Consider the following 23,075-nt stretch of genomic DNA (forward strand, 5'->3'; position numbering starts at 1 on the left):
ACAACCGTCCGTGATTTCGGGGTAGAACCCGGCCAGAAGCGGACGTCGTCGAGCTTATTCGCCTCGAGCACCGGTTCACCACGTCTTTGCTCGAACCCCCAAGCCGCGCCTACCACAACGCGCCCAAGTCGATGGTAGCCAGCTGTTGGGCCCGGCGCTCAACTTCCAAATCCGAAGTGCCGATAATCTGCTCGATGCGCTGCACCAGCGTAATAAGCTCCGACCAAGAGCGGCCGCTGACCAGGTCATACTGACTGTGCGCTAGGTTGTTTCGAAGGTGTTCCGCATCGCCAAGAACGTCTTCGGCTTGGTTGCGCGAGGCAAAGCCCAGAAGCGCACGTAGAGGTGCGCTCTTCACGATCAGCGTGTGCTTGTCACCTATCTCCAGGCATTGCAACAAGGGCAGTGGTTGGCCCCGTCGCGTGCGTTCGCGTTGCCGTTCTTGCGTCGCTTCCAGTCGCGCCGTGGTCAGCTTGGCTTTCCAAGTATCGTCGGGATAATCGACGCTGACCCAGTAGCCCAGATGAAATTCCAGCAACGAAATCAACCCGAACAGGTAGCTGCGCACTAGTGGCTTGTTAAGGTCGGCACGCGTCACGATGCCCGTCACCGTGCCGGAAGCGCCGATGAATACCATGTCGTGCCGACTTAGGCGGTCGAGCAAGGCAGGAACTGCTAGGTCCGACCCCACAATGAGGTCGGCATCGATGGGCCGCAGGTGGTCAGCGACGATGCCTGATATTAGGTCTTCGCGGCGCACATAGCCGACCACGCGGCCACGCTGCACGCGCTTGACGCCGACGACGTCAAAATCCAGCAGTCGAAGCTCGTCGGCCATCTGGGTAGCGAGAGCCTGCGCGGGCGCCGAGCGAAGCGGCTCCGCCAAGGCGCTGACTAGGATTTTCTGTCCCAGCGATTCGTTCAAGTCGCACAGGCGAGTACCGTGTCGCCGATAGCCGGTGCGTGGCGACGTCCACAGGTGGTAGCCCATGCGCGTTCTCGTTTGACAGAGTGCCCTACTTGGCCAGATGGCGGGCGACGTAGTCAATGTGCTCGCCGGCTTGACTGTCCTGCCGAAACGCCTTCTCCGCCTCGAAGTCGATCGACGGCAGCAAGTGGATGAGCTGTTCATCGCGATACAGCGCCAGCGCGTTGGAAAAGCCTTCGTCCGCGGGTCGACGGCCCGTGACCACGTTCGCGGAACCGATAGCCGCGCCCACTAGCACATCGGCCAGCTGCACGGGGGCGCTGTCCAGCGAGCGTACCTGCGAAACCTCCGTCAGCTTGAGCGGATAGCGTGTGGTAGCCAACGCGGTGTGCTTGAACTCCACGGCGCCCTTGTGCGCGATCATGCGCAGGAGCAAGGCGTGATAGTCCAGCAGGTTCTTGGATTCGTCGTGCTCGATACGGTACGGGCCCTCGGCCGATCCTTCGAGACGATTGACCAAGCCACTGAGCACCACAAAGGCCGCATCCGTGGTCACGCCCGGCTGCGCGATGGCGGCGATACATTCGGGACTGGCCTCCGCCATCGGTCCCAGTGCGTCGGGCAGCAGTTGCCAGTTGCACGCGCGCACTGCCTCGACGAGTGCCGTCACCGCCTCGGGCGTCTTCTCTTCACGGCTTCCTGAAAGGCAATGAGCACCGTCTCGAACTCGGATTTTCCCAAGAGCGCTGGACCGGCCACATACAACAGCGAGGCCAACGAATAGTTCTGGCCGTTCTCATAAAAGTTGACGCCACGGCGGTGATAGTACGGCTCGGCAGCGTAGTCGAGAAAATACAGCAACAGTAGAAAGCGCTTATCGCACACGAAGGTCGTGACCGGGAAATTCCCAAGCACGTCGGTCTGCAAGGCCAAGAGCCTGTCCCGGTTGCTTGGCCGTCGGGCGAGGGCGGTGTACTTGAGCTCCGCTGCCTTGAGCTTGGGAAAATGGGTCTGGATCAGCCGTATGGCCTCATCGGGCGGAATGGCGATCGCGCACGCCCCTTGAAAAGGCTGATCCGCGTTGAGCAGGTCCGCGCCGGTATAGCCGCTTTCGTCGATGGATACTGTACGCATGAGCAACCCCTGAATTCCGGTAGAGGGAAACTTAAACATGGGTCGCCCAACACCCACGCAAGGCGCGCGCACCACGGCTCGACGGTTGCCGGTGGGTGGGCGCCTTCGTTTTGCTTAGAGCCTGGACCTGCGTTGCTCAGCGAAACGCGGATTCGGGGGTTCGTGGCACCGCTCACATCAAGGGCCCAGGATGCCCAACCCTGCGGACTGATCGACCCGAAAAACCAAGTGCTGAAAATGACGCTGAGCGAGTTCGAGTATATCCACGGCCCGGGCCAAGCGGTCTGCTGCTGCCATGGGCGGAATTGGGACAAACCGGTACTCAGTCGGCCGCACTGGCAGGAATCGGTGGATGTCCGCTCCGGGTCGGAAGCGGACAGCGATTCTCCCCTCAAATCTGGCCCCGTCTCACAACCAGGGAACGGGCAACCTGGATCGGCACGACGACCACGTAGACGGCCACCACGGATGCCACGACGACCATCGACCCGCCCTTCTCCAGGACGAGGCCGAACAGCAATGGCGACAGGGCCGTCGTGATGACCATGAACCCGATGTAGACCCCGCGCACCATCCCGAGGTTGTCGACACCGAACACATCCGCCCAGAGCGCGCCCGACACCACGCTGTTTCCCCCGGCGGTGGCACCCAAGCCGATGAACATGCCCCACAACGCCATCTGCGGCGGACCAAACGCCAACGCGAGGAAGGCCGCGGCCACCGGCAGCAGGTAGACCCTCACCACCGACCTGACGCCGTAACGGTCCACGCTGTGCCCCGCGAACCAAGTCGTCGCGGTCTGCGTCGCGGCGAAAGCCACGAACCCCGACGCCACTTGTGCCGGCGTCCACCCCTGCAAGGTGGAGAGGGTGCCCTGGTGAAGGAAGGCCGCAGTTACCACGAACGGTGACACCAGCACCACGGCCAACGCCGACAGGAACGCAGGCATCCGGATCAGTTGCCTGCGTTGCATGGGCGCCGTCGCGCCCGCCGCCGGCGCAGCACCCACCGGCCGCGGCAAGGGCGCGGCGATCGCACGCAAGATCGGCAAGGCGAGCACAACCACCATCACGGCCATGCCCCACACCCACCGCCAGTCCAGCCAGCCAAGCAGCGCGACCACCACCACCGGCAGCAGCGCTTCGCCAAGGATGAAGCCGAAGGCGGCGGTGGCGATACTGCGTCCGCGCCTGCGGGCATGGCGCGCGGCGGCGACGATCGCGATATGCCCGCACAGGCCCTGCCCGCCAAGACGCAGGAAGAACAGGCCGGCCAGCAGCGCCATCCAGTGGGTGGCGACTGCCATGAGCGCGGTGCCCGCTCCGAGAATCGCCAGCGCCAAGGTAATGGCGCGCTTCATCGACATGTGGTCGGCGATCCCGCCGAGTGAGAACATCAACAGCCCGCTGGCCAGCGTCGCCGCCGCGTAGACCGCCCCCCAGTGGGATTCCCCCAGCCCGAGATCACCGCGGATCGAAAGCCCGAACAGGCCGATGAAGAAAGTCTGCCCCAGCCCGGATACCAGTGCGGCCGAAAAACCGAACGAGGCGGCGCGCCGGTGGAGGTTCGGGGGCGGATTCAAAGACGATCCTTCTTCGAGTGTCTACTGCGGCGCAAGAGTCTAGCCGGGGGCATGCATGTCCGCATGACCAACAGGCAAGCGTTGCCCGCTGCTATGCAGCGCCCATCGCTTCCAGCGATCCGCCTTCGGTGGTGCGCCGTGCAACGACCTCGCGGGCAATGAAGATCGCGGCGAGCGATCGCGCCTCGGAGCAATCCTCCCGGAGCACCAGCTCGTGCAGCCGGTCCATCTTCCACGGCACGACCTCCAGCTCCTCGGGTTCGTCGCCGGGCAACCGCTCTGGGTAGAGGTCTTCGGCGAGCACCAGATGGATCTCGTTGCTCATGTAGGTGGGCGCCAGGCACAGCGGCCGCAGGTAGGTCAGCGTCCTCGCGCCCATCCCCACCTCTTCCTTCAGCTCACGCTGGGCGGCCTCCAGGATCGATTCGCCCGGATCCATCCGCCCCTTGGGGAGCCCGATCTCGTACCGATGGGTGCCGACGGCATATTCGCGGATCAGCAACACCGTGTCGGGGTCCGGCATCGCCGCAATGATGACCGAGCCCGCTGTCCGGCTATGCAGGCGTTCGTACAGACGGCGCTCACCATTGGAGAACTCCAGGTGGACCTTCTCCAGCGAGTACTGGCCCAGCTGGGCGGCTTCGCAACGGTGGATGATCGGCAGGCGGGACATCAGGTGCCAGCGTATCCCATCGCGGCGGTATCGAAACCCGGCATCAGCGTCCGGTGTTGAGTCGGTGGTGCCGCTCGTGCTGCTTCACCTCGGCGAGCTCCTCGGTGCAGTCCAGGCAGAACGGCGTTGCCGGGTCGGCCATGAGGCGCCCGTGCGGGATCTCGAGCTCGCAGCGGCAGCAGATTCCATAGCGCCCGGCCGCATACCACTCCAACGCCGCGTTGATGCGGTCGAGCTGGATGACCAGCCGCGTGCTGCCGGCCTTGGCCATGTGCTGGTTCGAAATCGCGTCGACCCTGCTGACGCGTCCCTGCGTGGTCTGGTCGAGTTCAACGGGTTTGCCAGAGCGCTCGAGGCTGGCCAAGGTAATGCGGATGTCACGCTGCTCTTCAACGAGCATGGTGAAGAATTCCTGCTGGCTCTGGACATGGGTGGGCATGTTTCGACTCCTTCGGTCCAGGGAAAGAAATGCCGTGGACGGCATGCGACGCGGGCGTTTCGCCCGCAGCCTCAACGCAGCAGGAGCACCGGGATCCGGCAGGTCCGCAGCATCGTGGTGGTCGTGCTGCCCACGATCAGCTGGCGGATGCGCGAATGCCCGTAGGCGCCCATCACCAGCATGTCGATGGATTGCTCCTTCACATAGCTTCCGATGACCTGCTCCGCCACGCCCGGCACGATCGCGCTGGTGGGCTGGAAGCCGGCGTGCCGCAGCTCGTCCATCGCCCAGGCCATATGGGTCGACGCCTGGTCGCTGGTATCCGCAGCCATCACCACGTGCACATCCAGACCCCGGAAAAGGGGGCTTGCGGCCACCATGCCGATGCCCTTGCGGGAGGTGGGACTGCCGTCGAATGCGATCAGCACCCGGGAGACTTCGGCGAATTCGCGGGAGGCCACGAGCAGCGGCCGATGAACCGCGCGGACGACGCGCTCGAGTTGCCCTCCCAGGTGTCCGGTTGCGAAGTCGGCATGCTCGCCCCGCTTGCCAAGCACGAACAGCCGGACGTCCTCCTCCAGCTCGGTCAGCGTGTCGACCAGGCTGCCATGGCGCATGCGACTCTCGGCCGGCACCCCGTGGAGGCCCACTGATATGCCCACGGCCTTCTGCAACAGCAGGCGCCCGCGCTCCTGCGCGAGCTTGCCGCGTTGCTCGTCGACCGATGCCAGATCCTGCAGCAGCTTCTCCCGGGCACCGAGCTCGAGGTTGCCGCTGTAGTCGGCAACGGTGGCGGCCTCCGGGTGCCGGTCGAGCACGTGGACATACTCCAGCGGTGCCTCCAGCCGGGCAGCCGCCCAGGCCGCGTAGTGGGCCACGCTGTCCGCGTAGACGGAGGGGTCGATGGCCGCCATGACCTTGCCGCCGACGTTGATGTGCAGGTGCTTCACGGATGAATCGGTCATCGGTCGTACTCCTCAGTGGCCCATCAATCGGTCTACGGCATCCGGCTTGTCGTGCACGCCCAGGCGATCCACCAGCGTGGCGCTGGCTTCGTTCATCCCGACCAGCTCGACCTCGGTGCCTTCGCGGCGGAACTTCAGCACGACCTTGTCCAGCGCCCCCACGGCGCTGAGGTCCCAGAAGTGCGCCGGGGTGACATCGATCCGCACGCGCTCGATGGCCTCCTTGAAGTCAAAGCTGCCGATGAAGGTCTCGGCCGATGCGAAGAACACCTGGCCGGTCACGGTGTAGTGGCGCTCGCGGCCCTCGTTTGCCGTGACCGAACCGATGTGTAGCACCTGCCTGACCTTGCGTGCGAAGAACAGCGCCGACAGCAGCACGCCGGTGAGCACGCCCTTGGCCAGATCGTGGGTGAACACGGTAACGATCACCGTAGCGATCATCACCACACTGGAACTCTTCGGATAGGTCCGAAGGTCGCGCAGGGACGCCCAGCTGAAGGTACCGATCGATACCATGATCATCACCGCGACCAGCGCGGCCATCGGGATCTGCTTCACCCAGGGAGATGCGAACACCACCATCAGCAGCAGGAAGACGCCTGCGGCAAGCGAGGACAACCGACCGCGGCCACCGGACTTCACGTTGATCACAGACTGCCCGATCATCGCGCAGCCGGCCATGCCGCCGATGAAGCCGGAGGCGACGTTGGCGACGCCCTGACCCACGGCCTCGCGGTTCTTGTCGCTGGGCGTGTCCGTGAGGTCATCGACGATCTGCGCGGTCAGCATTGATTCCAGCAGACCCACCACGGCCAGCGTCGCTGATACCGGCAGCACGATCCAGAGTGTCTCCAGCGTCAGCGGCACCTGCGGCAACAGGAACACCGGCAGGCTGTCGGGCAACTCGCCCATGTCGTTGACCGTGCGGATATCCAGCTTCAGCACGATCGCCGCCAGCGTCAGCACCACGATGGCCACCAGTGGCGATGGCACTGCATGGGTCAGCCGGGGGAACAGATAGATGATGCCCAGCCCCGCTGCCACCATCGCGTACACCGTCCATGGCACGTTGGTGAGCTCTGGCAGCTGGGCCATGAAGATCAGGATGGCCAAGGCATTGACGAAGCCCGTCACCACCGAGCGCGATACGTACCGCATCAGGGTGGGCAACTTCAGGAACCCGGCAGCGATCTGGAGCACGCCGGTGAGCAGCGTTGCCACCAGCAGGTACTGCAAGCCATGGTCCTTCACCAGGCCGACCATCAGCAGTGCCATCGCACCGGTGGCCGCGGAAATCATGCCCGGGCGTCCGCCCGCAAAGGCAATGACCACCGCGATGCAAAAGGACGCGTAGAGGCCGACCTTGGGATCGACACCGGCGATGATCGAGAAAGCGATGGCCTCGGGGATCAGCGCGAGTGCTACGACGATACCGGCGAGCAGGTCGCCACGAATGTTGCCGAGCCATTCCTGGCGCAGGCTGTTTAACTTGGACAAGCTGGAAATCCTCCGTCGGGCCGGGGGGCACGACGACTTCGTGAAGAACGAACATCCCTAGGAACCCGTAGAACGGGAGCGAGTCAGCAGCTGCCTAGGGTGGAGTTGTCACGATGGGAGCGGATTCCTGTAGCACGAGCGGCATACACACGCCCGATAGGAGGGGAAACGAAGCCCGGCAAGTGTAGCTGAAGGCTGGACTCCCGGCTACTGCACTGCACCGTTCCTACCCCTGCGGAATCACGAGCGACTGGTGCACCTGCGCCCCGGCCCATGCGCCATCACCGACGGCAAGTGATATCGAATGCGGCACTTCGGCAGCGTCGCCACATGCGAACACGCCGGGGATACTCGTCTCCTGGTCTCGGCGGTGCGGATCTGGGTGCCCATCGGCGTCTCCATCAGCTCGCACCCGGCGATGTCGGAGTCAGGCGCATTGCGTGGCGCCGTAAACAGGTCGGTGAACCCCAGCGGCGCGCATACCCCAGCACGACCTCCGCGTTCCAGTAGGTGCGCGCAATCGAAGCGCTTACGTCCAAGCGTGGGTGGCATACCGGACGCAGCCCGGTACGTCCGCTGTCGGCGGCGGTTGGAAGCGGCCACTCACACGTAGTAGCACGCTGGCACTCCCTCAAGCTGGGAGTAGCTCATGGCTACCAAACGCAGGCCCCGTCAAGTGCCGTGGAACAAGGGGAAGATCGTCGGCCAGAAGACACCGCTCAAGCTCCGGGAAATCTGGGCGATCCGCGTCCGGCTACAGCTTGGCAGCAACCTCAGGGACCTCGCCTTATTCAACCTTGCGATCGATTCAAAGCTGCGCGCCTGCGACCTCTTGGGTCTTCGCGTGGGTGACATCGCACACGAGAATCACGTCAACTCGCGTGCAGTAGTGATGCAGCGAAAAACGCAACGACCAGTGCGGTTCGAGATCACCGAGATGAGCAGAGATGCTCTCGAGGCATGGATCCGCGCGGCGGGACTTCGAAGCCCCGACTTCGTGTTCCCGAGCCGATCGGGCACCTCGCCACACCTGTCGACACGCCAGTACGCCCGAATCGTTCACCGCTGGGTACGCGAAATCGGACTCGACAGTTCCTGCTATGGGACGCACACCATGCGCCGGACCAAAGCGACGTTGATCTACCGTCAGACCAAGAACCTCAGGGCGGTGCAGCTTCTCCTTGGCCATAGAAAACTGGAGAGCACCGTCCACTACCTGGGGATTGAAGTCGACGACGCCCTCGAGATATCGGAGCAAACGGAGGCTTGAGTGGCCCCTTCCGGCCAATAGCGGACCTCGCTGCCGCAAAGAGTGCTGAGCATCTGCTAACTGCGCAACGAGTTAAGAACGCGCGCAGAACTCGTGGACGCTGCGGAAACAGGCACGTGATTGCCGCCAGCCTTCTGCGGCGCCGAGGCGTCGTGCGCCGGCACGAGACGGAGGTGTAGGCCTGCTGCGCAGGATGCAAGGACAGGCGTGTGCAGGCGCCATCCGTCCGCGGCGGGAATTCAACTCGATGGGTTCTGGCTGGCGCCCTTCGTGCGCGCCCGCACTTTTGCTCCGGACTCCAGTAGCGCGTTGGGCGACAACACCACGCTGTCACCGGCGGCCAGCCCCGACAGCACCTCGGTCTGGTTGCCGAGGTCACGGCCCAGGGCCACGTCGCGGAACTCGATGCGCTCGGCCTTGACGACGGCCACGCGGCTGGTGCCCGCCTGGCGGATCACCGCCGTGTTCGGAAGCAGCAGGGCGGGCGCGCTGCGGGGCACCCTAACGATCGCCGTGCCCGACATGCCGGCCGGGATGCGCGCGTCCGGGTTAGGCAGGAGCAGCTCGGCACGCATGCTGCCCGACCCGGTCGAAATGGCGCCGGACGCACGCTCGACGATCGCGTGCAGTGCCTCGCCGGCCAACCCAGGGAACGTCACGTCGGCCTTCATGCCGGGCCGGACCTGCAAGGCCATGCTCTGGGGGAGGTCGACGACCACCCGCAAGGGGTCGAGTGCCTGCAGTTCGAACAGCGGCTGTCCCACCGCCGCATCGCCCGATACGCGATCGCCGCGCTCGACATTGCGCGCGACGATCCGGCCTTCGAATGGCGCCCGGATCACCTGGAAGGACTGCCGCTCGCGAGCCGCGGCAAGGCGCGCGCTGGCCGCAGCTCGGGCGGCGGCGGCTACGTCAAGGTTGGCCCTCCGATCCTCGTACATCTGCTTCGACACCACGCCGGACTCCACCAGTGCACGCGCCCGGTCGTGGTTCGAGCGTGCCAGTGTCTCGTCGGCCTGCGCCTTGGCGAACTGGGCCTGCGCCTCACTGACGGCTTCGTCCACCTCCGGGCTGGAGATCATCGCCAGCACCGCACCGGCTTCCACCCGGTCCCCGATGTCGACCAATCGACGTGCAACGAAGCCAGTTGCGCGCGAATGGATCCGGGCCGCCTCGCGCGGCTGCGTGAAGGCCGGCAGGCGCAGCATCCGGGAGGCCTCGGCCGGGGTGGGCTGCACCGTCAACACTTCCGGAACAGCGGGTGCCGGAGGCGCATCGCCGGCATGGCCGCTGCAGGCAGCGAGGACGGACGCAATGACAAGAAAGACGGGAATGCGGCCAAAGGCGGCAACGGAAGACATCATGGGGTGGCTCCTGTGGAAGGGATTGCTACGGGCTCGTTGCCGGCCGCCGTGGACACGTCCTCGCTGCCGGCATACCGCGCGCGGCGGCCCAGCATCGCGAACACCGTCGGTACGAGCAGCAGCGTGGCCGGCGTGCCGAACAGCAGACCCCCGATCACCGCGCGCCCCAGTGGTGCGTTCTGCTCGCCACCCTCGCCGACGCCAAGCGCCATCGGAACGATGCCCAGCACCATTGCAACCGCGGTCATCAGCACGGGACGCAGGCGCACCGACGCCGACTCGTACGCCGCCTGCCGCATCGACCGCCCCGCGGCCACGAGGTCGCGGGCGAAGCTGGTGACCAGCACGCTGTTCGCCGTCGACACACCGATCACCATCATCACCCCCATCAGCGCGGGCACGCTGAGCGGAGTACCGGTGAGGGCCAAGCCCGTGGCGGCGCCGGCAATGGCGAACGGCAGCCCCGACATCGCCACCAGCGGCTGGATCCATGACTGGAAATTGATGACCAGCACCAGGAACACGAGTACGGCTGACATCACCAGTCCCGCGGCGAGCTCGCCGTACGCGCGCTGCATCTCGCCGGCCTGGCCGGCGATCTCGATGCGGTTGCCGGGTTTCAGGCGGGTGGAAAGCCCCGCGGTGATGCTTTGGAGACGATTATGCACGGTGCCCAGGTCGGTGCCTTCGACGTTGGCCAGCACGCTGAGGGTCGGCGCCAGCGTGGTGCGCGCCAGGCTTGCGGGCACATTGCGCGGCGTGACCGTGGCGATGTTGCGCAACAGCACGTCCTGCCCGTTCCCGCCGATGCGCAGGGGCATGTTCAGCAGCGTCTCGATGTCGCCCACGCGGTCGACAGGGGCCTGCACCTGGACCGTGTACGCCAGCGCGCTGGCGGTGTCGGTCCAGTACACCGGCGTCACGGTGCCCGCCGCGCCCAGCACGGTCAGCACCGCCCGCGCGGCCTGGCGCGTGTCCAGCCCGAGCTGCGCCGCGCGGCTGCGGTCGATGCTCACGCGGTACTCGGGCAGGTCGAGCACCTGCCGAAGCGCGACGTCGACCGCCCCGGGCACGTCCCGCAACTGCTGCTCGAGCTCGCGCGCCAGCGCCAGGTTGCCGGTGCGATCGCGACCGATGAAGCGCACCTCGAACGCGGCGGCCGCGGAACCGGCAAGCGTGCGGCTGGTCGCGTCCGGCGGGCGCTCGAACAGCTTGACGTCGGGGAACCGCTCGGCCACCCGCTCGCGGATGCGCGCCAGGTACTCCGCGCTCGGGCGGTGCGGCGAGCGCAGCTGCAACATCACTTCGGCTTCGAACGCACCGACCACGGCGCTGTCGACCTGCGCGAGGTTGGGCGCGTCGGGCACGCCGACCTGCTCGTACACGGTTTCCAGCTCGGCGGCCGGGATGATCCGCCGGATCTCGCGCTGGATGTCGGCCAGCCGTGCGGCGGTCTCCTCCAGCCGCGTCCCCGCAGGCATGCGGACCTGCAGTCGCAGCTGGCCGGCGTCGACCTGCGGGAAGTACTCGCGACCGAGCGACAGTGCCGACACAACGCCGACTACAAGCACCGCCGACGCCGCCAGCACCAGCATGGCCCTGCGTTGCCCGATTCGCTCCAGCAGCCGCCCGTGGTGTTTGCGCAGGAGCTCCAGCGCATGCTCGAGTGCATGGTTGACCGCCAGCAGCCGTCGCTCCGCCGCGAACCGCGGCGCCTGCCGACTGCGCATGTCCGCAGGCAACAGCAGGTAGCAGAGCACCGGTATCAACGTGCGCGACAGTAGGAACGAGGCGAGCATCGCGAAGATCACCGCCAGCGCGAGCGGGGTGAATACCCACCCCGACAGGCCCGTCATCAACAGTATCGGTGTCAGCACGATGCAGATCGATACGGTGGAGACGAGTTCGGGAAACACCACTTCACGCGTGCTGTCGATGATCGCGGTGCGCACGTCCTTGCCCATCGCCAGATGTCGATGGGTGTTTTCCACGTCCACCAGCGCGTTGTCGACGAGGATGCCGATCGCGAGTGCCAACCCGCCCAGGGTCATCACGTTGAACGTATAGCCGAGCAGCTCGAGCATCGCGATCGATGCGAGCAGCGCGAGCGGGATGGCCGAGAGTACTATCAGGCTCGACCGCCACGATCCCAGGAACACCAGCACGACCAGCGCGACCAGCAGGCCGACGATCAACACCTCGTGCTGGATGGATCCGATTGCGTTCTCTACGAAGACGGACTGGTCGAACAGCGCCGTCACGCGCGTACCTGGCGGGGCCGACGCCTCAATGTCCGGCAGGCGCTCGCGCACTGCGCGCACGATGTCCACCGCCGAGGCGCCACCGAGCTTGATCAGCGCAACGGCCACCGCACTCGATCCGTTGGTCCGGGCAAGGTTTGTCTGCAGCGCATCGCCATCGCGCACCGACGCCACGTCGCGCACGAAGATCGTCACGCCGTTGCGCGAGGCGACCGGCAGCTCGAGGAATCCCGCCGCCGACTCGGGACTGGTTTCCAGCGAAACCTGCATTTCGCGGGTGTGCTCGCGGATCGAGCCCGACGGCAAAGTCGAACTGCCCCGCTCGAGCGCGGCGGTCACGTCCGACGGAGTCAGCCCATGGGTGTGCAGCGCCGTCGGGTCCAGGTCGACCATGATCTGCCGCGGGGCGCCGCCGTACGGAAGCGTCATGCGGATGCCCGGGATGGTCTGGATCTGCGAGCGCAACTGCAGCCGGGCGTAGTCGTAGAGCTGGGCCTGCGTGAGCGTGTCGGACGACAACGCCAACATCAGCACCGGCGTACTGGACGGGTTGTTGCGGATCACAAGCGGGGGCGACGTGCCGGGCGGCATGCGCCGGAGGATCGTTTGCGACACTGCGGTGACCTGGCCCAGCGCCCGGTCCAGGCTGACCGACGGCTGGAAGTCGATCTGCACCAGGCTCACGCCGTTGAGGGTGGTTGAGCGCACCTCTTTCAGGTCGTCGACGCTGTTCATGATCGCGACCTCGGAGAACGACGTCAGCTTGGCTGCCATGTCGGCCGCGGGGAGGCCGTTGTACGTCCAGACCAGGTTGATCGAGGGGATCCCGACCTCCGGGAGGATGTCGGTGGGCATGCGGCGCGTCGCGAGCAGGCCAAACAGGAGGATCAGAAGGGCGAGTACGCCGATGGTGTAACGGCGGCTCAGGGCGTAGTGGACGATCCACATCGTGATTTTGACCGGCTGATGGAAAGTGGGTGGGCGCGACGACAAGCACGACAGAGCGACGCCCGTCGGGCCTGAACGGGCGGCGATCTTGCACGCAGCGGCACGGACAATGACGGGAGCGGATTAAGAGAAAATTAAATGGGGCAAAGTCGCGATTCGCAGCACTTTCCGCCTTCTGAGTTGTTCGGCCAGCAACGCGCACATGCCAATGCGGGTCGCGCGCCGTCACCCCGTTTACCGCGAGCGGAGTGCCAGCCCGGCAGCTGGACAGCAACTCGCTCGCTGCTGGCATCCGGGTATTACTTTCGGCGTTTACCAGCGTCATCACGCTGCAGCAGCAAGGCTATGTGCTGGTTCCGCTATGAACCGATAACCGCCGAACAGGCGACGATGGCATGACTCCACTGACGCTCCTCCAGATGGGCGACCTTCACGGCCACCTGCTGCCGCGCCCCAACCTGCGCAGCGATGGCTCGGGCCGCGACGAAGGCGGCCTCGCGCGCCTGTACGCCAAGGTCCGGCAGATCCGCGCCGACACCGCCAATGTGCTGCTGGTCAATACCGGTGACACGATCCAGGGCAGCGCGGAGGCGCTCTACACGCGCGGCCAGGCGCTGGTCGACGTCGTGGATCGCTTCGACGTCGCCGCGTTCGTACCCGGTAACTGGGACTACCTCTACGGCAAGCAGCGATTCATCGAGCTGTTCGGCCCCGGCACCGGCGCTGGAGGCAACGGCCACCGCTGGGGCGCCGTGGCCGCGAACGTGTTCGATACCTCCACCGGTGAATCGCTGCTGCCGCCCTGCAGTGTGCGCGAGGTCGGCGGACTGCGGATCGGCTTTGTCGGGCTATCCAGCGATCGCGCCATCAACGCATTGGGACCCTGGGCAACCGAGGGCATCCGTTTCAGCGCCGATGCCGGCGAGTTACCGGGCCACATCGCCGCGCTGCAGGACCAGCACGTCGACCTGATCGTGCTGCTGTCGGAATTCGGACTGGCGAAGAACATCCACATCGCGAACGCCAACCCCGCCATCGGCGTGGTGTTTTCTTCCGACATGCACGAGGAAACCGCGACTGCGGTTGTGACAGAAAGTGGCGCGATCGTATCGGAGGCAGGACAGGACGGAACCCGGCTCGCCCAGCTCGACCTGGAGCTGGTCGACGGCCGCATCGAGCACTGGGAGTATCGCCTGCACGTCATTGACGAGACCATCGTCGCCGACCCCGGGATAGAGCGGCTGGTCACCGAATTGCGCCGGCCCTTCGTTCGTGGACCGGACTTCGTGCCGCATGTGAACCCGATCAATGGCGCGATCCTGGATACGCCGATCGACACCGTGGTCGGAGAAACCTGCACCGGCCTGCACCGCAGCAACTTCTCCCACGAACCGATGCCTGCCGCCGTCGAAGGGTCTTCGGCGAACTTCATCGCCGACGCCATCCGCGCGCAGGCGGGCACCGACGTGGGCCACTTCCGCGGCTTCCGCTATGGAACGCATGTGCGTGCGGGGCCCGTGCGGCTGGAGGACCTCTACCACTTCATCCCGGTCGGGCCGCAGATCGCCACGACCACGCTGACCGGAGAACAGCTCTCGGATGACGTCGAGCGCAGCGCGGATGGCACCTTCAATCCCGATCCGGCCAAATGGACCGGCGGCTGGTTGAACGCATACGCCGGGCTGCGTTTCCGGCTGGACGTGGGCCAGGAAAAAGGACGTCGCATTTCCGCAGTGGTCGTCCAACGCGCCGATGGCGGCCACTGGGAACCGCTGCAGCCATCGGCCGAATACAGCTTCGCGGGTTACTGGTACGCACGCGACCCGCGGAAGGTGGGCGGCGTCGCGTCGCATCCCGAGGTCGAAGTGGTGCAGGCGGCCGATGGCGGGACACTCGACGCAACCAGTGTCGTGTGTGCCTACCTCAAGCTGCAATCTGCCAATCCCGCGCCGGGTCGCGTCACGCTGGTAACAGTCCTGCCCGCGCCGGTTTTTGGCAATCCGGAGATCCAGCCGCTCGAAGGATGCGACGGCAAGATTCAACGAACTGACGACCGCCCCATCACGGGCCTTGGACATTAATGGTCCGATGACAGACTGTCGGGAGAACCTGATGCGAGGCAAGAACCTGCTGGCGTCCGGCGCGTTGCTACTGGGGGTGCTGGCCTTACCGTCGGCCTGGGCAATCGATCCTGCGACCCTCGCCAACGCCGGGACCGGCACCATTGCCGCCTGCGCAAGTTGCCACGGCAAGGATGGCGGCGGACAGGCATCGTTCCCGCGGCTGGCCGGCATGAATGCGACCTACCTGCTCAAGCAGCTTGGCGACTTCGACAGCGGCGCCCGGTCCAACGCGGTCATGCAGCCGATCGCCAAAGCGCTCTCGCCCGAAGACCGCGTTGCGATCACCAGCTATTACGCCGAGATGCCGGTTCCGGCGGCGCAGACCGGACCGGCGCCCGCACCCGATCCCGACCGCCCCGGCGAAAAATTGGCGCTGCTCGGCAAATGGAACGATGGCATTCCGGCCTGTGTGCAGTGCCACGGCCCCGGCGGCATCGGCATCGGTGACGCGTTTCCTGCGATCGCCGCACAACCAGCGGGCTACATCACCGCGCAGCTGCGCGCCTGGCAGGCCGGCACCCGCAAGAACGACCCGATTGAGCTGATGCGCCATCTGTCGGCGAAACTCAGCGCATCCGATATCAAGGCGGTGTCGGAGTGGTTTTCGCGGCAGCCCGCGACCGCGGCTGGAGGCTCGCGATGAGCGTCTTCGGTTTCATCAACGCGGCTGGGCTTCTTGCGGCCATTTCGATGCTCGGCGCCTGCGACAACATCCGCCCTCCCCGCACCGGCGCGAAGCCGTCGCCGGTGGCGGCGCCTTCCGACGGCGCCGGCCCGGTCGTGGCGCCCGCTGCGGCCCCCTCTGGACAGTCCGCGGGCTTCACACCGCCCGGCCATGACCAGATTCCTGACGGACCATACGGAGACATCGTCCGCAAAGGACGCGACATTTTCACCGACACCCGCACACATGCCGGCGAATTCGTAGGCAACAGCTTGAGTTGCGGCAATTGCCACCTCGATGCCGGCCGGCTGGCGAACTCCGCGCCGCTGTGGGGCGCCTATGTGCGCTACCCCGCCTACCGGTCCAAGACCGGCCAGGTGAACAACTACACGGAACGGCTGCAGGGCTGCTTCATGTACAGCATGAATGGCACGGCACCACCCGCGGGTAGTGAGGTGCTGGTCGCGCTGGAGACCTACTCCTACTGGATGGCGCAGGGAGCCCCGGTCGGCGCGCAGTTGCCTGGCGCGGGCTATCCGAAGAAGTTCAAGCCACCGCAACCGCCTGACTACGCGCGCGGTGAAGCGGTATTCGTCGAGAACTGCGCGCTGTGCCACGGAGAAGATGGGCAAGGCCAGAGCGCCGCCGGACGCCAGGTGTTCCCGCCATTGTGGGGTCCGAAGTCCTACAACTGGGGCGCGGGCATGCATCAGCTCGACAACGCAGCCGGCTTCATCAAGGCGAACATGCCGCTCGGTCGCGGCGGCAGCCTGAGCGACCAGCAGGCGTGGGACGTGGCGATGTTCATGAATGCCCAGGAGCGACCGCAGGATCCGCGTTTCACCGGAAACCTCGCCGATACACGCGCGAAATTCCACGACGATCCCAACTCGCTGTACGGCCTCGAAGTCGACGGTCGCCTACTTGGTTCCGATCCCATCCGGTAAACCCGTACGCGGTCGCAAGCACACCCCCCACCTCCAGGAGAACGCCATGCTGTACCGCAAAGAGACGCGCAAGTCGGTCGACCAGGTCTTCGCAGACATCGAGGCAGCCTCCAAGGCCCACGGGTTTGGCGTGCTGCACCACTACGACTTCAAGCAGACGCTCGGGAGCAAGGGCTTCCCGCTGGCGAATGAATGCCGCGTCATGGAGATCTGCAATCCCGGGCAAGCCAGCGAGGTCCTGTCGGTGGACATGGCACTGAACATGGCGCTGCCATGCAGGATTTCGATCTATGAGGATCACGGGAAGACCATCGTGGGAATGATTCCCCCAACCGCGGTGCTCAAGCTGGTGTCCGACGACCCACGCATCGAACCAGCTGCTCGACAGGTGGAAGAGACCATCGAAAAGATCATCGAAGCGTCAGTCTAAGCGCGGCGTGTCCCTCCGAAGTTATCAGCGAGGCACTGGACCCTCCGGGAGATTAGATGGAGGACACGCATGATGGTGCGATGATGGCGGCGTTGATCCTCGGCGAACTCAGGAAGCCACAGTCCGCTTTCGGTCAGACGCAGACATCGCCGCTACTAAAATGAGTGGGGATGATGAGCTCTCAGAAGGTCAACCGGACTGATAGAAGTTGAAGTCCTATCTTTGGCAGTGATGATTCACAGATTCACAGACTCGCAGCAAGCAGTTCCCACGCACCGGTATCCCTACTAGTCTTCCACAGGTAATCCGGCCGCCCCCCATGCGGTCCATGATCCCGGCACATTTGCCACGTGTGCGAACCCGTGATGCCGCAGCAGGCTGGCGGCGATCGATGCTCGGTAGCCGGTGCCGCAGTAGACGGCGACGGTCTTTTGACGGTCAAGCTCGTCTAGCTTCTGCTCAAGGTGAGCGACGAATACGTGCCTCGCACCTGGCACCTTGCCTTTTTTGACCTCGGCGTCGCTGCGCACATCGAGCACCAGTACATCTCGCTCGCGCCTTCGCTGGTCAAGCTCGTGCACGGTCCACTCTCCAATGCGTTCCAGCGGCAGGCCGGCGTTCTGCCAGTCCGTCATGCCGTTGCGAAGGAACCCGGCGACGTCGTCTATACCAATGCGGTAAAGGTGTAGCGCCGCCTGGTAGGCGTCCTGCGCCTTTTCAGCGACAAGCAATACCGGACGATCAGCGTCGAGCATGCGTCCAGCCCAGTTCGCAAATTGGTCTCGCAGCGCGATGTTGATCGCCCCCTCGACGTGCCCGCCACCGAACGCGAGGATAGAGCGCACATCCACGACCTGCGCGTCCGCCGCCGCATCGCGGAACGCCTCCGGCGCGAGCGGCGGCGGCATCGGTGAGCCGCGGCGCAGAGGTGCACCGTGCCCGTTGAGCTTCTTGATGCGCGCGTAATGGCGGGGTGGCTCGGGCATGTCCTCCAGGAGCCACTCCACGAACGCGTCCTGGTCCCGCGGCTTGAGGGCGTCGCTGAACACACGCTCATTTCCAATTGTGGATTGCCGACGGTCGCCTATGGATTTGCCGCACGCGGAGCCGGCGCCGTGACAGGGGTACACCTCGATGCGGTCGCCCAACGGCAGAAGCGTCTCGAACAAGGAGCTGTATAGCTGGTGCGCGAGCGCCCGCGTTTGCTCTTTGCCGAGTAGATCGGGCCGACCGACGTCGAGGTTGAACAGCGTGTCACCGGTGAATACACCGAAGGGTGGTTGGCCTTGCATGTCGTCGCGGAGCAGTAGCGAAATATGCTCGGGCGTGTGGCCCGGTGTGTGAAGCACTTCCAAACTCGTCGCGCCGAGTTCAAGCCGCTCGCCTGCATGCAGAATCCGTCGCTTGAAACGGTAGTCGTCCGAAGCAGGTCCAGCGACCTGCGCGCCAGTCCGTTCCGCAAGTTCGTGAACACCGGAAACGAAGTCGGCGTGGATGTGCGTTTCAACGGCGTACGCCAAGTGCACACCGCTGGCTCGTGCCCGTTCGAGATAGATCTCAATATCGCGACGCGGGTCGATCACAGCAGCGATGCCCGCTTCGGTATCGCCGATGAGATACGAGATTTGCGCGATTCCATCGGTGTAGACCGGCTCGAACAGCAGGCTCATCGCAACGCTCCTGTGAAGACCGGCGGTTCTGTACGACCGCTTCGTGGACTCGAACCCATGTCATCGCCCCGGCGTCGCCGGGCCTTTCCGCCTAACGAGGTGGCCGCCCCCAGGTATTCATGCCCAGAAGCCGGTATACCGGGCAGAACCCAACCGCGGCCGTCGCCAGAAGAACGAATCCCAGCAGCCCCACCAGTGGAGCGGGTGGTCCGATAGCAAGGCCTAGCCCACCAAAGCGAGCCCCGCGATACCGCGGAGCAGGCGCTCGATAGAAACCATGTTTCGCGTCATGGCCGTGCCTCCTGTGCGGTCTGAACGTACGCTCGCGGCCGTGAAGTTCATATGACCCACACGATTCACCGCCGCTGAACGGGCGCTTTGATTGACTGACGCCAAGATCCCCTCTGCCAAGGCTGGGACCATGTGTACCAAGACCTTCAGTGTGGCGATCGCCACGGCACTCACACTTTCTGCATGCACTGGCGGTGAGCCGGTTGGAGGCGCGACCAACCCGCCTGGCACGGAAGAGACCGCGAAGACCAACGTGCTGGAAGCTGGCGCCGCGGCACTGCAGAACAACGGACCGCTCGCCAAGATGGATATCTACCTCGTCGGTTTCCATCCGATGAAGGAACAGCCAAGCCACCAGATGGTGGCGCATCACTTCTGCCGACAGGTCAATCAGGATTTCGCGCAGTGCGCCCTGTTTGACGGCAATACCGTCGATGCCAACCTCAACGGCGTTGAGTACATCATTTCCGAGAAGCTGTTCGAGTCGCTGCCGGCGGAGGAGAGAGCCTACTGGCACCCCCACAACGGCGAGATCCTCAGCGGCCAATTGGTGGCTCCGAACCTGCCCGAAGTGGCGGACAAAGAGCTCATGAAGTCCAAGATGAACAGCTATGGCAAGACCTGGCACACTTGGCAATCCCGCAACGGACTCGAGCCAGGGGACCGGATGCCGTTGGGCGAGCCAATGCTTGCGTGGTCGTTCAATCGCGACGGCGAGGCAATGCCTGGCCTCATCGAATCGCGGGATAAGCGCATGGACATCGACTCGGCTGAGCGCCGCCGCGAGCGTCAGGACCTCGTCGGTCTGGCACGGCCACAGGAAGGCGTGGACGCCTTGCGCGCTCACTTCCCAAATGCAACGCCGATCCCCGGGGTCGAAGCAAAGGCGGAGACGGACCCAGCAGAGAGCACACAGTGACCTAGCTCCTCAAGGTCTGGAGGTTTGTCGATGCACTCAACAGACACGAATCCATTGTGATCCTGCATGCCGACCAGGAGTGCGGGATGATCGACACGACCCATCGCCTGGAAGCCGCTACATCCGCAGACGAATGATCGGATCGCCCAGCGTGCCCTGACTCACTTTGCCGCTTGCGCCCAAGGCGAGTGCGCAGACGTCGACCGCCGCCTCGACTCGCTCGACCGGGAGTGGGACGTCGAGCGTGTCATCGAACTGGAGGCGGCGACGACCATCGGTGGCGCTCGACAAAGACTGGGACACCAAGCGCCTGCTACAGACCAACTTCGCGGCCATTCGCTGCTGGCGGTGTTGCTGGGCAGGCGCGATCGGCGCTCTCTGAGTAGCCACTCTCGTCCCGCTCTGCATGGCACAGCATGCATTGCAGGCCTGTGCCCGCCGCTGTCGCCCGTCCGGAAATTGGCTTTCGGACCCGCCGTGAAATCGATGAAGAGCGTTTCGCACTGCAGGCGCTGCGTGGCGACTTCGATATGCCTGCAGACAGCGCGAACGCTTACCGGATCATGGACGCAGTACGGCACTGACCGGGCGCGGCACGCAGCGGTCGCTAGCCCGGGACTTTGCTCCTGTCTTGGGAAGCGCCCGCCTCGATCCTGTGGCGCACCTCTTCCTCAAGACCCTTGAGCCCCCAGGCCTTCCCGGTTGCGATAGCCTCATCGATCTTCTTCCCATCCACCCATGCGGCCCGAAGCGCCGCCATCGCCCCGACACGGTTGCCGCTTGCACAGTGCACGAGCACCGGTCGCTCCGCGTCGCGGACAAGGGCGTCGAACGTCATCACGTTCTCACGGGTGAGATCCACTGCGCCGCGTAGCGGCAGGTTGGAGTACAGAAGGCCGGCCGCACGGACGGCTGCCGCCTCGTCGAAATCCGGCGTCTCCGCATCTGGAGTGAGGTCGATGATGTGGTGGATGCCGGCCTCGCGCACGCGTGCGACGTCGTCGGCAGCCAGCCGACCCGCCGACACGATGCCCGGCGCCGGCGACACCGCATCCGCCACGGCCGGCAGTGCAGTCGGATGGGTGGTGGGGGTGCAACCGGGGCCTGCGAGCGCAACGACAAGGCAGAACAATGGAATGAACTTCATGGCGTAACCCTCAGGCGCGATTGACGAGACGGTGCAACAGGATGCCCGCCAACATGGCCGGGATGAACCACAGTGCTTCGATTGAGCCGATGCCGAGGCCGGCGAGCGCGGGGCCGGGGCAGTAGCCGGCAATGCCCCAGCCGATCCCGAACAATGCCGCACCGCCGAGCAGCCTGCGGTCGACGTGCTTCAGGTTCGACAGCTGGAACGTATCGGCGAGCACCGGGCTGCCGCGACGCAGCACAAAGCGGAACAGCAGCGTGGTGGTGGCGACGGCGCCGCCGAGCACGAACATCAGCGTCGGGTCGAAATCGCCGAATACGTCGAGGAAGCCGAGCACGATGCGGGGGTCAGTCATGCCCGACATCGCCAATCCCAGCCCAAACAGGGCCCCCGACAGCAGCGCGGCGAGTAAAAACTTCTTCATCATCAACTCCAGACGTGGCGCACAAGGAAGGTGGTGACGATGGCCGTGGCCATGAAAGTCAGGACGGCCGCAAGCGAGCGCATGGACAGTCGGCCGAGCCCACACACGCCGTGGCCGCTCGTGCAGCCGTTGCTCATGCGCGTGCCGAAGCCCACCAGCAGCCCAGCGACTACCAGCCCGACGCGCGAATAGTCCGTCCGCGGCAGTGGTGCACCGGGCACGAGTGCCATGTATAGGCCCGCGGCGACGATCAAGCCCAGGAAAAACATGGCGCGCCACGACACATCACCTGCCTTCGGGAACAGAACGCCGTTGAGGATGCCGCTGACGCCCGCGACCCGTCCGTTGAGCCACAGCAACAAGGTCGCGGACAGGCCGATCAACACTCCGCCTGCCAGGGCGATCATCCACGTGGTCATGCCTCACCTCCCAATTGGTTCAGGGGCAGCCGCAGGTAGCGGATGCCGTTCGCGTCCGTCGGCGGCAGCTCGCCCGCGCGAATGTTCACCTGCAACGCCGGCAGAATTAGCTTGGGCGCCGCCAGTCTGGCATCCCGTTCGGTCCTAATTTTGACGAACGTCTCCTCATCTGCCCCGCCGCCCACATGCACATTGCGCTGCTTCTGCTCGTCGAGCGAGCTCTGCGGATGCGCCTCGCGCTCGGCCGGCGGGTAGTCGTGGCACAGGAACAGGCGGGTGTCGGCGGGCAGATCGAACAAGGTGCGGATCGACCGGTAGAGTTTGCGCGCGTCGCCTCCTGGGAAGTCCACCCTCGCCGTGCCCGTTTCAGGGGCAAACACCGTATCGCCCACGAACGCGGCGTCACCTACGAGATAGGTCAGACTGTCGTCGGTGTGACCGGGTGTCGCGATCGCACGCGTTTGGAGCTCCCCGATGGCGAACGTGTCTCCATCAGCGAACAGCCGATCGAACTGACGGCCGTCGGTGGCGAACTCCGGCTCCAGGCCGAACAGCGCCTTGAAGCGCTCCTGCACCTGGGTGATACCGCGACCAATCGCGACCTTCGCGCCGGTTTCGCGCTTGAGGTATGCCGCGGACGTCAGGTGATCGGCATGCGCATGGGTTTCAAGGATCCAGTCCACGATCAGCGAATGCTCGCGCACGAACGCGAGCACGCGGTCGGCCGCGGCCGTCGAGGTGCGGGCACTCGCGGGATCGTAGTCGAGCACCGGGTCGACGATGGCGGCATGGCCGCCGTCATGATCGTAGACCACGTAGGTGAAGGTGAACGTGGCCGGGTCGTAAAAGTTCTGGACCTGCGGATTCATCTTACAGCTCCTTGCTCTGTAATTTAGGTACTGCTAAATTAGATTCGTCACCTATCCTTGTCAAGAACTTACTAAACTACATCCGCCATGGCCCGTTCATCAAAGAAG

General features: G+C 65.0%; 22 protein-coding genes. 6 read left to right on the forward strand and 16 right to left on the reverse strand.

Annotated elements, in window-relative coordinates; genetic code table 11:
- Positions 1–109 precede the first annotated feature (109 nt).
- The 8 genes from N799_RS08140 to N799_RS08170 form a co-directional block, all read right to left on the reverse strand.
- Complete coding sequence (locus N799_RS08140; RefSeq protein WP_152597861.1) at positions 110–991, reverse strand: CBS domain-containing protein; 882 nt, start codon at positions 989–991, stop codon at positions 110–112.
- A 25-nt stretch (positions 992–1,016) separates the two neighbouring features.
- Positions 1,017–1,598: a hypothetical protein gene (locus N799_RS15960; RefSeq protein ID WP_238978849.1), complete on the reverse strand. Its 582-nt coding sequence runs from the start codon at positions 1,596–1,598 to the stop codon at positions 1,017–1,019.
- Positions 1,595–2,062: a hypothetical protein gene (locus N799_RS15965; RefSeq protein ID WP_238978851.1), complete on the reverse strand. Its 468-nt coding sequence runs from the start codon at positions 2,060–2,062 to the stop codon at positions 1,595–1,597. The genes N799_RS15960 and N799_RS15965 overlap by 4 nt, the downstream gene beginning before the upstream one ends.
- A 391-nt stretch (positions 2,063–2,453) precedes the next feature.
- Positions 2,454–3,644: an MFS transporter gene (locus N799_RS08150; protein WP_036210643.1), complete on the reverse strand. Its 1,191-nt coding sequence runs from the start codon at positions 3,642–3,644 to the stop codon at positions 2,454–2,456.
- Between the two features lie 91 nt (positions 3,645–3,735).
- On the reverse strand, positions 3,736–4,317 hold the full coding sequence (gene nudE, locus N799_RS08155; protein ID WP_052101363.1) for an ADP compounds hydrolase NudE: 582 nt from the start codon (positions 4,315–4,317) through the stop codon (positions 3,736–3,738).
- A 43-nt stretch (positions 4,318–4,360) separates the two neighbouring features.
- Entirely contained in the window at positions 4,361–4,756 is a 396-nt protein-coding gene (locus N799_RS08160) for a TraR/DksA family transcriptional regulator (protein WP_052101364.1), read from the reverse strand.
- Positions 4,757–4,827: 71 nt separating this feature from the next.
- Complete coding sequence (locus N799_RS08165; RefSeq protein ID WP_052101365.1) at positions 4,828–5,721, reverse strand: universal stress protein; 894 nt, start codon at positions 5,719–5,721, stop codon at positions 4,828–4,830.
- Between the two features lie 12 nt (positions 5,722–5,733).
- Positions 5,734–7,218, reverse strand: coding sequence for a SulP family inorganic anion transporter (locus tag N799_RS08170; protein WP_036210645.1), 1,485 nt, complete (start codon positions 7,216–7,218; stop codon positions 5,734–5,736).
- 649 nt (positions 7,219–7,867) lie between these two features.
- Between N799_RS08170 and N799_RS08175 the strand changes: the two genes are divergently transcribed.
- Positions 7,868–8,488: a tyrosine-type recombinase/integrase gene (locus N799_RS08175; RefSeq protein ID WP_036210647.1), complete on the forward strand. Its 621-nt coding sequence runs from the start codon at positions 7,868–7,870 to the stop codon at positions 8,486–8,488.
- A gap of 239 nt (positions 8,489–8,727) precedes the next feature.
- Here N799_RS08175 and N799_RS08180 read toward each other — a convergent pair whose 3' ends face one another.
- The gene (locus N799_RS08180) at positions 8,728–9,852 is read right to left on the reverse strand and encodes an efflux RND transporter periplasmic adaptor subunit (RefSeq protein ID WP_081974830.1); all 1,125 of its coding nucleotides are present in this window, start codon (positions 9,850–9,852) and stop codon (positions 8,728–8,730) included.
- Positions 9,849–13,061, reverse strand: coding sequence for an efflux RND transporter permease subunit (locus N799_RS08185; protein WP_036210653.1), 3,213 nt, complete (start codon positions 13,059–13,061; stop codon positions 9,849–9,851). Before N799_RS08185 ends, N799_RS08180 begins: the two co-directional genes overlap by 4 nt.
- Positions 13,062–13,456: 395 nt before the next feature.
- Here N799_RS08185 and N799_RS08190 point away from each other — a divergent pair, with 395 nt between their 5' ends.
- From N799_RS08190 to N799_RS08205, 4 genes are read left to right on the forward strand one after another with little or no spacing between them, the layout of a single operon-like run.
- Positions 13,457–15,142, forward strand: a complete 1,686-nt coding sequence (locus N799_RS08190; RefSeq protein ID WP_081974832.1) for a bifunctional metallophosphatase/5'-nucleotidase — start codon at positions 13,457–13,459, stop codon at positions 15,140–15,142.
- Between the two features lie 31 nt (positions 15,143–15,173).
- Positions 15,174–15,827: a c-type cytochrome gene (locus N799_RS08195; RefSeq protein WP_036210659.1), complete on the forward strand. Its 654-nt coding sequence runs from the start codon at positions 15,174–15,176 to the stop codon at positions 15,825–15,827.
- Positions 15,824–16,795, forward strand: a complete 972-nt coding sequence (locus N799_RS08200; protein WP_081974834.1) for a c-type cytochrome — start codon at positions 15,824–15,826, stop codon at positions 16,793–16,795. Before N799_RS08195 ends, N799_RS08200 begins: the two co-directional genes overlap by 4 nt.
- Positions 16,796–16,841: 46 nt before the next feature.
- Positions 16,842–17,225 carry a DUF302 domain-containing protein gene (locus N799_RS08205; protein WP_036210662.1) on the forward strand — a complete coding sequence of 128 codons (384 nt, stop codon included), beginning with the start codon at positions 16,842–16,844 and terminating at the stop codon, positions 17,223–17,225.
- Positions 17,226–17,512: 287 nt separating this feature from the next.
- On the opposite strand, the gene N799_RS08210 is transcribed toward N799_RS08205, so the two are convergent.
- On the reverse strand, positions 17,513–18,895 hold the full coding sequence (locus N799_RS08210) for an MBL fold metallo-hydrolase (protein ID WP_036210665.1): 1,383 nt from the start codon (positions 18,893–18,895) through the stop codon (positions 17,513–17,515).
- Between the two features lie 91 nt (positions 18,896–18,986).
- Positions 18,987–19,109, reverse strand: coding sequence for a YgaP family membrane protein (locus N799_RS16120; protein WP_081974842.1), 123 nt, complete (start codon positions 19,107–19,109; stop codon positions 18,987–18,989).
- Positions 19,110–19,316: 207 nt separating this feature from the next.
- On the opposite strand from N799_RS16120, the gene N799_RS08215 reads away from it, so the two are divergent.
- Positions 19,317–20,105, forward strand: a complete 789-nt coding sequence (locus N799_RS08215; RefSeq protein ID WP_052101366.1) for an OBAP family protein — start codon at positions 19,317–19,319, stop codon at positions 20,103–20,105.
- A 607-nt stretch (positions 20,106–20,712) separates the two neighbouring features.
- Here the strand turns inward: N799_RS08215 and N799_RS08220 are convergent.
- The 4 genes from N799_RS08220 to N799_RS08235 are packed head-to-tail and all read right to left on the reverse strand — an operon-like array spanning position 20,713 to position 22,967.
- A complete protein-coding gene (locus N799_RS08220) occupies positions 20,713–21,252 on the reverse strand; it encodes a protein tyrosine phosphatase family protein (RefSeq protein WP_036210668.1) in 540 nt (179 codons plus the stop codon).
- Between the two features lie 10 nt (positions 21,253–21,262).
- Positions 21,263–21,679 (reverse strand): DUF6691 family protein, encoded by a 417-nt coding sequence (locus N799_RS08225; RefSeq protein WP_036210671.1) that lies wholly within the window; start codon positions 21,677–21,679, stop codon positions 21,263–21,265.
- A 2-nt stretch (positions 21,680–21,681) separates the two neighbouring features.
- Positions 21,682–22,098 (reverse strand): YeeE/YedE family protein, encoded by a 417-nt coding sequence (locus N799_RS08230; protein ID WP_036210674.1) that lies wholly within the window; start codon positions 22,096–22,098, stop codon positions 21,682–21,684.
- Entirely contained in the window at positions 22,095–22,967 is an 873-nt protein-coding gene (locus tag N799_RS08235) for an MBL fold metallo-hydrolase (protein ID WP_036210677.1), read from the reverse strand. The genes N799_RS08230 and N799_RS08235 overlap by 4 nt, the downstream gene beginning before the upstream one ends.
- Between the last annotated feature and the right edge of the window lie 108 nt (positions 22,968–23,075).

It is taken from the genome of Lysobacter arseniciresistens ZS79 (assembly GCF_000768335.1).
In the GTDB taxonomy this organism is placed as follows: Bacteria; Pseudomonadota; Gammaproteobacteria; order Xanthomonadales; family Xanthomonadaceae; genus Novilysobacter; species Novilysobacter arseniciresistens.

What these genes read in the sequence shown, in the direction of transcription:
- N799_RS08160 (WP_052101364.1), bottom strand. Translation starts at nt 4,756, where the DNA reads ATGCCCACCCATGTCCAGAGCCAGCAGGAATTCTTCACCATGCTCGTT.
- N799_RS08175 (WP_036210647.1), top strand. Translation starts at nt 7,868, where the DNA reads ATGGCTACCAAACGCAGGCCCCGTCAAGTGCCGTGGAACAAGGGGAAG.
- N799_RS08205 (WP_036210662.1), top strand. Translation starts at nt 16,842, where the DNA reads ATGCTGTACCGCAAAGAGACGCGCAAGTCGGTCGACCAGGTCTTCGCA.
- N799_RS08220 (WP_036210668.1), bottom strand. Translation starts at nt 21,252, where the DNA reads ATGAAGTTCATTCCATTGTTCTGCCTTGTCGTTGCGCTCGCAGGCCCC.
- N799_RS08195 (WP_036210659.1), top strand. Translation starts at nt 15,174, where the DNA reads ATGCGAGGCAAGAACCTGCTGGCGTCCGGCGCGTTGCTACTGGGGGTG.
- N799_RS08230 (WP_036210674.1), bottom strand. Translation starts at nt 22,098, where the DNA reads ATGACCACGTGGATGATCGCCCTGGCAGGCGGAGTGTTGATCGGCCTG.
- N799_RS08210 (WP_036210665.1), bottom strand. Translation starts at nt 18,895, where the DNA reads ATGAGCCTGCTGTTCGAGCCGGTCTACACCGATGGAATCGCGCAAATC.
- N799_RS08165 (WP_052101365.1), bottom strand. Translation starts at nt 5,721, where the DNA reads ATGACCGATTCATCCGTGAAGCACCTGCACATCAACGTCGGCGGCAAG.
- N799_RS15965 (WP_238978851.1), bottom strand. Translation starts at nt 2,062, where the DNA reads ATGCGTACAGTATCCATCGACGAAAGCGGCTATACCGGCGCGGACCTG.
- N799_RS08200 (WP_081974834.1), top strand. Translation starts at nt 15,824, where the DNA reads ATGAGCGTCTTCGGTTTCATCAACGCGGCTGGGCTTCTTGCGGCCATT.
- N799_RS08225 (WP_036210671.1), bottom strand. Translation starts at nt 21,679, where the DNA reads ATGAAGAAGTTTTTACTCGCCGCGCTGCTGTCGGGGGCCCTGTTTGGG.
- N799_RS08140 (WP_152597861.1), bottom strand. Translation starts at nt 991, where the DNA reads ATGGGCTACCACCTGTGGACGTCGCCACGCACCGGCTATCGGCGACAC.
- N799_RS08235 (WP_036210677.1), bottom strand. Translation starts at nt 22,967, where the DNA reads ATGAATCCGCAGGTCCAGAACTTTTACGACCCGGCCACGTTCACCTTC.
- N799_RS08180 (WP_081974830.1), bottom strand. Translation starts at nt 9,852, where the DNA reads ATGATGTCTTCCGTTGCCGCCTTTGGCCGCATTCCCGTCTTTCTTGTC.
- N799_RS08190 (WP_081974832.1), top strand. Translation starts at nt 13,457, where the DNA reads ATGACTCCACTGACGCTCCTCCAGATGGGCGACCTTCACGGCCACCTG.
- N799_RS08185 (WP_036210653.1), bottom strand. Translation starts at nt 13,061, where the DNA reads ATGTGGATCGTCCACTACGCCCTGAGCCGCCGTTACACCATCGGCGTA.
- nudE (WP_052101363.1), bottom strand. Translation starts at nt 4,317, where the DNA reads ATGTCCCGCCTGCCGATCATCCACCGTTGCGAAGCCGCCCAGCTGGGC.
- N799_RS08215 (WP_052101366.1), top strand. Translation starts at nt 19,317, where the DNA reads ATGTGTACCAAGACCTTCAGTGTGGCGATCGCCACGGCACTCACACTT.